This is a genomic window from Bacillus sp. SM2101 (genome assembly GCF_018588585.1).
Lineage (GTDB): Bacteria > Bacillota > Bacilli > Bacillales > SM2101 > Nanhaiella > Nanhaiella sioensis.
Genome location: NZ_JAEUFG010000053.1, coordinates 1 through 9,297, shown reverse-complemented (window position 1 = coordinate 9,297; position 9,297 = coordinate 1). Strand labels below are relative to the sequence as shown.

Here is a 9,297-nt window from a genome sequence, read left to right as displayed (position 1 = left end):
CTAACAAGGCGGCATATTTAATAAGTGAAGGTGGAACACACAGCGGAACGACAGTTACAGGTATTGGGAAAGATAAGGTCGGTCAAATTTATTATCGTGCACTGACACAATATCTAACTGAATCATCTACATTTAGTCAGTTGCGCTCTTCTTTACTCCAATCTGCTACTGATTTATACGGAGAGAATGGCCCTGAAGTTGCAGCAGTTATAGCTGCATTTGATGCTGTTGGTGTAAATTAGTCAAGTTATGATAATGAATACTATATAAATAGACACTCGCCTTTACAAATGGCGAGTGTCTCTATTTATTTGTTGTTATTAGATATTTGAGATATTTTTAAAAGCATATTGTTCTTTAAGGATAGGTTAGTCCAAATCCATAAGGGAACAGTGGATCATAAGGTGTATCACCAACATTAATTGGAATTTGATCTTCTGAACGAGGCCAACTAAGTGGTAGCGTCCCAGTAAAATTATAATCTCCAAAGAGAACATCTGACACGCCATGACCCTCTGTTCCAGGAAGCCATGCAGCAATAAATGCATCCCAATTTGTTAGTTGATCAGTGACAATCATCGGTCTTCCTGAAACCAAAATAACTACGGTAGGTACACCCGACCTTTTGATCTTTTGAAGAGTTGCAATATCTGTTCTATCAAGTCCTAAATTGGTTGGTCGATCTCCATTACCTTCTGCATAAGGTGTTTCTCCAACTACAACTACAGCTACATCATAACTTGAGTCTAACCCTACACCTCTCTCATTATATGTAACTTCAGTATTTTGAGAAACGGTACTTTGAATACCTTCTAATATAGTTGTTCCAGGTGTAATATCTCCACTACTACCTTGCCAACTAATCGTCCAACCACCAGATTGATTCCCAATATTATTAGCATTTTTCCCGGCAACAAATATCTTATTTAAGTCTTTTGATAAGGGGAGAATACTATTTTCATTTTTAAGGAGCACAAGAGATTGTCTAACAGCATCTCTAGCGATATCTCTATGTTCTTGCGATCCAATAGTTGATGTTAATGTTCTATCAGTAAATGGTTGTTCAAATAAGCCGAGTTCAAATTTTTTCGTTAAAATTCTTTCTACTGCATCATCGATTCTCGAAATTAATACTCGACCTTCATCAACTTCTGTACGTAATGTATTTATAAATGTTATATAGTCATCAGGAACCATTACCATATCTATACCAGCATTTATGGAAGTTCGCACATCATTAGCATAATCGCCTGGTAATTGATCAATGGCTGCCCAGTCTGAAACAACAAACCCTGTAAAACCTAGTTCACCCTTTAAGACATCTGTAATCAGATATTTGTGCCCATGTAGTTTCTCTCCATTCCAGCTACTATATGAAATCATAACTGAACCAACACCTTTTTGAATGGAGTCAACAAATGGAGCTATATGGATGTCTCTCAATTCTTGTTCAGAAATGACAGTATCACCTTGATCATCGCCACCTAATGTACCTCCGTCGCCTACCCAATGCTTAGCATTAGCCAAAATAGATGAGGAATCACTTAAATTAGTACCTTGCAATCCTTCAATTATTGTAGAGTATGAGCTAGCAATTTCTGGATCTTCACCATAGCTTTCGTAGGTTCTTCCCCAGCGTTCATTTCTATTAACACATAAACATGGGGCAAACGTCCAATCAATCCCAGTTCCAGCTACTTCTTCAGCAGTAGCTTCACCAATCTGTTTTAATAATGTGGGGTTACGTGTAGCCCCTAGACCGATATTGTGTGGGAAAATGGTAGATCCATATACGTTATTATGACCATGAACAGCATCAATGCCATAAATAATTGGAATTTGAAGGTTTGATGATAGTGCAAATGATTGGTACTGATCATACATGTCAGCCCATGCTTCGGGTGTATTTGGCGTTGGGGCTGATCCACCTCCACTTAATAGAGATCCAATATGATACGTTGCTATATCGCTATCAGATTTTAAGTATCTTCTGTCCACTTGTGTCATTTGTCCAATCTTTTCATCTAATGTCATTCGTGAAATTAAATCAGCAACTCGATCTGGTATAGGTGCACTTGCATTTTGATATACTGGAACAACTTCTCCATTTGCAATATGATCAGTCCTGAACAATAATACTCCTATTCCAAGAAATATAATTGTACTTAGTATCATTATAAAAACATTTTTTTCTGATAACCTCTTAGTCAAATATATTACCTCCATCACTGTGTAATTTATTTTAGATAACATAGAAAAAAATTCATTAAATCTTTAAAGAGATACAGTACTTTAAACATCTACCAAACAATATATTCATTTAGAAGGAGGCGAAGTATGAATAGTAGAATACGATAGTTTTATTACAGTAATTGATGGTTATAGAACAAATAAATAAAATTGATAAGATATGTTTATTTAGCTGCTTGTAAGAAGTAGGTACGTCATAAGTAAATGTATGAATAAAATTATAATAGGAGTAGATGTTTAGTAAATATAAAACGTTAAACATAAGTTCAAAGAAAAAATATTTACCGTATAAATAAAGGAATAGGATTAGCTTATTTTTACCACCTCCAAAAGCTTTGTTTATAAATTCTTGCTTCACTTACGAAACCCTTTGACTTTAATTGGAGGAATTTGTCTTAATATAGATAATAGTTTAGTTAGTATTAAACGTAATCCATTGGTATCATGCTTAAATTTGAAGGTCTTTCCGAAGGGTTGCTTTCTTGCCAGGAAAGCTTGAATTTGGCTTTCTCCTTTTGCGACATCCAGTCTCATCACTGGATCCATACTGTATCACATCTCCTTTTAGTAGATTTGTCTGTAGCCTCTGTCTATCTTGTAGTGCCATAGCTTCACTTGTTATGCGGTGTCTATGCCCGGGATCAAGTCCCACTGGCGCTCACGTCCTACCCCGACTACCTAAAGAATAGCCTATAAAAAGAAGGACAACCAGATAAAATATTGATCTGGATGACCTTATAATGCGATATGGGGCTGTTTTAAAGTATAGAGTCATCTTGTTTGCACTAAATAGAAGTTTTACCAGGTAATACAAGGGAGAAAGGACAACATACTAATGAGAACAATATGTAACCTCCCTGTTCCGTTCGTGAAAGGAGGGTGATCAGGGAGGCTGGCGGAAGGATCTTATTAAATATGGTATGACAATTATGAATAATAAGTATGTATAGATGTGCTAGGTAATTTACATCAATTATCTATTATTATGTTGCTGACTTATGTTAATATTTACAAAAACAAAATTCCCATTTTAAGTAATAGTTGTTTATAGTTATTTTCTTGTCAAACTAACGTTTCCCGTTTGCTTAACGAAAAAATTAATAGCTTGTTAATTTTAAATTATTTATTTAATTCTTCAGTGAGGATGTTGATGGCTCGTAACACTTCTTCAACATTCTGTTTGTCATTCAATTCATTTCTAGCGTGAAGTAACACTGGTCGAACGGACTCAACTGAACGCCCGAAATTATACATCCATTCGTATCTGGGAACCATCCAAGTATGAAAATGATGGGTGGTGTCTTCATTGTAAAAATAATAGACGTAATCAATCCCTAAAGTTTCCCTTTGGGCTTTTCTTATCCTTGATAAAACGTTTATGTAGTCTAAACTCTCAGACTCGGTTAATTCATCAAAACATTTGATGTGTCTTTTAGAGGCTAATATTATTAACCCTCTAATAGGATAAGCAACATCTTGATGCGCGTGAAAGTGCTCTGTTTCAATAACCACACCACCGTCTGGCTCAATTAATCCACTTGTTAATGCACAGCTAAGACACTCAACTTCTACTGTTTTTCCGTTTGATAAGGTTATTTTTCTCAAGCTTTTTCTCCCCCAAAACAAAAATTTATAAAGTTTCTGTATTCCAGATAACAACTCAGTTAGGTTAAAGGAATATGTTTTATACCTTGAACTTAGATAACCTAAGTGTAAGGGTTCGACACTTGGAATTAAATTTCCTTTTATCAAACTTCGTTTCTCGATGAGGTTATCCAGAAATCATGATGAAACCTAAACCAATAAACTAATAATAAGGGGATACGAGGTACTCCTTTTTGTTTTGTTCTGCTGATCTTCCACAATATGGCGCATTTCTCTAAGAGATGCGCCTTTATTTATGATTGGGGCGAGCATTGTTGAATAACAATACATGATGAAAGGGTGTAACTAGTATCCCCTTTTTTAGTAGTTTATTGGTTTTGATCTTTCAATGCTGTTTTAATCATTATTGTAGGGCTGGGTTTATTTTCTATGTTATTACACAGGTTCCTTTTAAAATGGTATTTTATGTTGGATTTTAAGAGATAAATCTAAATTGCCCTGAAAGACGCATTTCTGTTTATGTTAAAAATGCTCCTCATGCATTTAGAAATAAATTGAAACCTTTAGGATAATAATCCGTATTAAAATCATCACGTCTCTGAAAGAAGCTTAATTAATTCATGTATCATCAAAAAAGTTTAAGGGGTGCCGAATGAAGAAAAGCTTGTTTATTATGTTCATTAGTTTTTCGCTTGTTCTAAGCGCGTGTTCTGAAGAGAACTCTACAAAAAAAGGAAATGAATTTTCGGAAAAATCAGAACTGGATAGAAAATTAACAGAAGAAAGTATTACATTAGATGAAGTACAAGATGTAAGTCAAGATTCAGACAACTTAGATTTATATAGCGAATTGGACAATACTGTATCTCGCTACGAAAAATACTATAATTTTTCAGGCGCCGTGTACGTAGGTATAGAAGGCGAAGAAATATACTCTAAAACTTTTGGGAAGGCTGACTATGATAAAGATATCCCTAATACCTTAGATACGAAATTCATAATGGCATCAGTGACTAAACAATTTACAGCCGCAGCGATATTATTACTAGAAGAAAGAGGATTGCTTGAGATTAATCATCAAGTTACAGATTATTTACCTGGAGCTACTCAATGGGAAGGAATTACGATTCATCACTTATTATCTATGTCATCTGGAATTGTAAATACCGATCATCAAAAATTCGCTGAAAAGTTTTCTGAATTTATTGATAACGGAGGGAGTTCTAGGTCTAACTTTACTTCGTTACCAACAACAGAAGAGGCCATTGGTATATATAATGACATTCCCCTTAACTTTAAACCTGGTGAAAGATATGAATATAGTAATTCGAATTATATAATATTAGGATTGATCATAGAACAAATCTCGGGGAAAACATACGAAACTTTTTTAGAAGAAAATATTTTTGGACCTTTAGAGATGTTGAATTCAGGTTCTAGTGTTGACTGGGACATTCAAGAAAATAAAGCTCTTGGCTATGAAAAAATATCTTCTAAAAATGATGTTTATCCTACTCCGTATAATGAGTATTTTTTTTATTCTTCTGCCGGTGGTTTGTATACAACTGTGAATGATTTAGTAATATGGGATAGAGCATTATATTCTGAAAAACTACTTAAAAAAGAGACAATAAATAAGATGTATGCTCCTTATACTAAGATCCCGTCTAATTCCTACTATGAATCTGGATTTGAATATGGGTACGGGTGGCGTTCGAAAGGAAATATTGTTGAACATGCAGGGCACTTACCAGGATATTTAGGGAAGATTTATCGTGAGCTTGATTCTGAACTTGTCATTATTATCTTAAGCAATAATGAATATTTAGGCGGAGGTAAAATCAATAGTTTAACAAATATCCTAACTAAAATTGTTAATAATAATGAATGAAATATAGAAGGTAATATAGTGAATAAAATTGAATCAAAGAGAGTAGAAATAAGAAGTTAAACAAGAAAAATATTCTACATGTGATTCACAATAATGTAATATTACTCTAGTAAGACCTTATTTTTAATATTAGCTATTAGAACCTATGATGATCTTCCACAATATGGCGCGTGTCTGAAAATAGAAACGTGTCTTTTCTTTTAATAAGTTGAATATTTACTGGAACTATTAATATTTCAGTCTGTGAGTTGAAGAACCTGAGTATTATAGAAAATAAAATATTTTGGGGAGGCGAATTTTATGGATGGGGATATTTTCAACATATTATCCATTATTGTTACTATATTGTTTGTTTCTATTGCTGTTTTTCAGGTGTTACTTGCAATAGGGTTGCCGTTAGGCGAATTTGCGATGGGTGGATTTTATAAAATTTTACCGAAAAAATTACGTATTGTAAGTGCTATAAATGCTGTCATCCTTTTGTTTATGGGAATTGTTTTTTTACAGCATACTGACTTGTTAAATATATTTAATTTTTTACCTACAAATATTCTAGTTTGGGTAATAACAGTTTATTTGGGCTTAAATACAATAGGAAATCTAATATCCAGAAGTAAAAAAGAAAGATACGTAATGACACCTTTATCAAGTATTGCATTTATATTATGTTTAATGGTTTCTTTATCATAGGGTAGAAGATTATCACATTTATATAATGACATGCTTTGAAAAATATTATGATATTTAACAATTTGGCGCAAGAATATAATTATTAAACTAATTGGAAAAGAAAAATAGAGTTCAACTGCTAGTGTGAAATATAATTGTATAAATATCGGGAGGGAAATGTATTGAAATATACTTGTCCATGCTGCGGCTACATAACCTTAAATGAAGAACCGCCTGGAACATATGAGATTTGCAGTATTTGTTTTTGGGAAGATGACCTTGTTCAATTTAATGATCCTGATTATGAAGGTGGAGCAAATATACCTACACTAAGACAAGCACAGAGAAATTATTTAAAATTTGGGGCTTGTGATGAACTATCTATAAATTCTGTAAGGGAACCTTTGATAGATGAAATCAAGGATTGCAATTGGAAAATATTATCTCAAATTAAGTAATGAAATTCATTAAATAAAGAATTATTATATCTTCCGCAATATGGCGCAAGAATATAGTAAAGGCGATCCTGAGTACCTTAAGGATAAGTCTATTAAGAATGGGCACCAGGTAATTTGCGAATCTTATAATACGATATGGCGCGCTTATTGAATAGAGCGCCTTTCTTTTCTTTAATCAAATAATTAATTAAGAATATTGATTATCTAGCGAACTAATATATATTAAGCTTTGGTAAATGGGGGTTATGTATGTATTTTTAATAGAAAAATATGTAAAAAACTATAAATGTAATGTTGACATTACATTTGTCTCTTTATATAATCTATTTATGTAAGGTGCACATTACATTTTTGTGAGGTAAATAACAATGAAACATGGAGTACGTAATTGCGTAAAGGAGTATAGGAAGAAAAAAGGTTTTACACAAGGTGAATTAGCTGAGAGAATTGCTGTTACTCGACAAACGATTATTGCCATAGAAAAACAACGCTATGAACCATCTATAGGAACAGCTATTAAATTAGCTACTGTTTTAGAGTGTTCTCTTGATAAGTTATTTTGGATTGAAGGAGAGTAATGGAATGAACGTAACGTATCGAACAAATTTTATTTTGCGAATGGGACTCCCACTATTATTGTATTTTTTCATATTTACAAATCACTCAAACTCTAAGTTAACATTAATTCTTGCGGTTTTTTCAACTATCCAAGTGATTACCTTCGGTGTAGACATTCATAAAAAGGGAAAATGGAACAAAATTAATTTTCAGCATGATCAGCGTACACGTAATAATGCTTTCTTCGCAGGGTATATTATTTATTGGATGACGATTCTCTTTTTACTTATAGGAGCTTTTTTGATAAAGAACTCGTTTATTTCTATTTCATATCTCAATCTTATTAGTTACAGTATTATACTTGGTTTTATATTTAGATGGATTATACGTGATTATCTGAATTACAGTGGAGCGATTGAAGAATAAGTTTAGTTGTAGATTTACATATAGATTTATCACGGAAGGAAATAATGGGAGCAGCTTATTCAACATAATGGCGCTTATGATGAACAACCTGAAAATTCTGTAAGAAAACCAATGTTAACATTCCGAGATTGTTAGAATGATCAATATGAAACTATTATAGGAGATTCCTAAAATGAAAATGAACTATTTAATCTTACTTTTAACGTTCATCTTTATGGTTGGTTGTAGCAACTTAGAAGATGCATCCATTACAGATGCAAAAACAGACCCACAAGAAGCAACCACAGCTGAAACAAATAAAAATAGCGAAAAAGAAGAAACTATCACTACGGTTGTTGATGAACAAGAAGTAGAGGAAACACCAACCCAACCAAATAATGACCAGTTCTCAGGATACAAACTTATTGAAGTTGATGGTGGTGATTCGTCTGGATATCGTGAACCTAACGTCGTCGTAGACATTGGTTACGGTGACCGTAAATATTGGGCATTTACTAATGAATACGGGCAACTAGTACGTGTCATTGCTGACGAAATCATTATACAAAATGACAGTAACGAGCCTGTATTATCGTCTGGCAGATACTATTCTGATGAGGCAAAAGTTCCTGGCGTCGAAAGTGACGTTTTAGATGAAGGACATATAATTGCTGATTCTCTCGGAGGGGTATCGAATGCTTACAATATTACCCCACAAGATAGTACACTCAACCGACATGGTGATCAAGCTTATATGGAAGACGTGATCCGTAGCGCAAGTGGAGCTACTAATTTTGAAGCAATTATCATCTATCCGAATACGGAAACGCAGATTCCTTCAAGTTATCAGTACACCTATACTTTAATGGGTAACGAGATTGTTAATACATTTGACAATGTGAACCCTGATGAAGTAAACTCATCACTCGGTTTAACAGGCAGTGAGCCTTCCGATTCAACTAGTTCAAACACAAACGGTGATATTTCTAATGTTGATACAAACGGTAATGGACAGGTGACGATTAAAGAAGCAAAAGCTGCAGGTTTCAGTATGCCAATAACGAGTGATCATTGGTTATACCCCTATATGCACGATGCTGATAAGGACGGTATGGTAGGTGAGTAAGCTCCTAGAACTTTGAGGAAAAATAAATGAACAATGGAGCATTTTCCTCGTTGGACGATTCATAACAATTTGCGAATTGGTGTCTGTACAGGAACAATTGAAGTCATCTTATGAAGTCATCATAATTTATTTGGTGAGGATATAATTATTATTCACTAACGGAAGCTTTTAGTTCAATAACGATCTTCAACTATCTAACGCTCATCTGAAATAAAGATTAGCGTCTTTTCTATATGTTAATATTTACTTCTAATAATTCCTTTCATATAATTAGATTGGTAAATTAATGAATGTAAGTTTGATATTGTAAATAATTTATATTACATGGGAAAAGC

10 protein-coding genes are annotated in these 9,297 nt (G+C 33.6%); 7 read left to right on the top strand and 3 right to left on the bottom strand.

The window, feature by feature from the left end; genetic code table 11:
- Nucleotides 1-242, top strand: a 242-nt coding sequence (locus JM172_RS23580) for a M4 family metallopeptidase (RefSeq protein WP_214484829.1), incomplete at its 5' end; no start/stop codon positions are given.
- A 115-nt stretch (nt 243-357) separates the two neighbouring features.
- Here JM172_RS23580 and JM172_RS23575 read toward each other — a convergent pair.
- From JM172_RS23575 to JM172_RS23565, 3 genes are all read right to left on the bottom strand, one after another.
- Nucleotides 358-2,211, bottom strand: coding sequence for a glycoside hydrolase family 3 protein (locus JM172_RS23575; protein WP_214484828.1), 1,854 nt, complete (start codon nt 2,209-2,211; stop codon nt 358-360).
- 487 nt (nt 2,212-2,698) lie between these two features.
- Nucleotides 2,699-2,902, bottom strand: a complete 204-nt coding sequence (locus JM172_RS23570) for a hypothetical protein (RefSeq protein WP_214484827.1) — start codon at nt 2,900-2,902, stop codon at nt 2,699-2,701.
- Nucleotides 2,903-3,369: 467 nt separating this feature from the next.
- Nucleotides 3,370-3,855 carry an HIT family protein gene (locus JM172_RS23565; RefSeq protein WP_214484826.1) on the bottom strand — a complete coding sequence of 162 codons (486 nt, stop codon included), beginning with the start codon at nt 3,853-3,855 and terminating at the stop codon, nt 3,370-3,372.
- Between the two features lie 652 nt (nt 3,856-4,507).
- Between JM172_RS23565 and JM172_RS23560 the strand changes: the two genes are divergently transcribed.
- The 6 genes from JM172_RS23560 to JM172_RS23535 all read left to right on the top strand — a co-directional run bounded on the left by JM172_RS23560 (nt 4,508) and on the right by JM172_RS23535 (nt 8,962).
- Nucleotides 4,508-5,746, top strand: a complete 1,239-nt coding sequence (locus JM172_RS23560; protein ID WP_214484825.1) for a serine hydrolase domain-containing protein — start codon at nt 4,508-4,510, stop codon at nt 5,744-5,746.
- A 300-nt stretch (nt 5,747-6,046) separates the two neighbouring features.
- Nucleotides 6,047-6,436 (top strand): hypothetical protein, encoded by a 390-nt coding sequence (locus JM172_RS23555; RefSeq protein ID WP_214484824.1) that lies wholly within the window; start codon nt 6,047-6,049, stop codon nt 6,434-6,436.
- A 161-nt stretch (nt 6,437-6,597) separates the two neighbouring features.
- A complete protein-coding gene (locus tag JM172_RS23550) occupies nt 6,598-6,873 on the top strand; it encodes a CPCC family cysteine-rich protein (RefSeq protein WP_214484823.1) in 276 nt (91 codons plus the stop codon).
- A gap of 368 nt (nt 6,874-7,241) precedes the next feature.
- On the top strand, nt 7,242-7,451 hold the full coding sequence (locus tag JM172_RS23545) for a helix-turn-helix transcriptional regulator (protein ID WP_214484822.1): 210 nt from the start codon (nt 7,242-7,244) through the stop codon (nt 7,449-7,451).
- A gap of 4 nt (nt 7,452-7,455) precedes the next feature.
- Nucleotides 7,456-7,857 carry a hypothetical protein gene (locus tag JM172_RS23540; RefSeq protein ID WP_214484821.1) on the top strand — a complete coding sequence of 134 codons (402 nt, stop codon included), beginning with the start codon at nt 7,456-7,458 and terminating at the stop codon, nt 7,855-7,857.
- A gap of 172 nt (nt 7,858-8,029) precedes the next feature.
- Nucleotides 8,030-8,962: a DNA/RNA non-specific endonuclease gene (locus JM172_RS23535; RefSeq protein ID WP_214484820.1), complete on the top strand. Its 933-nt coding sequence runs from the start codon at nt 8,030-8,032 to the stop codon at nt 8,960-8,962.
- Nucleotides 8,963-9,297 lie beyond the last annotated feature (335 nt).

Excerpts from the sequence above, each read along its gene's own strand:
- JM172_RS23535 (WP_214484820.1), top strand. The coding sequence starts at position 8,030 with ATGAAAATGAACTATTTAATCTTACTTTTAACGTTCATCTTTATGGTT.
- JM172_RS23545 (WP_214484822.1), top strand. The coding sequence starts at position 7,242 with ATGAAACATGGAGTACGTAATTGCGTAAAGGAGTATAGGAAGAAAAAA.
- JM172_RS23555 (WP_214484824.1), top strand. The coding sequence starts at position 6,047 with ATGGATGGGGATATTTTCAACATATTATCCATTATTGTTACTATATTG.
- JM172_RS23560 (WP_214484825.1), top strand. The coding sequence starts at position 4,508 with ATGAAGAAAAGCTTGTTTATTATGTTCATTAGTTTTTCGCTTGTTCTA.
- JM172_RS23540 (WP_214484821.1), top strand. The coding sequence starts at position 7,456 with ATGAACGTAACGTATCGAACAAATTTTATTTTGCGAATGGGACTCCCA.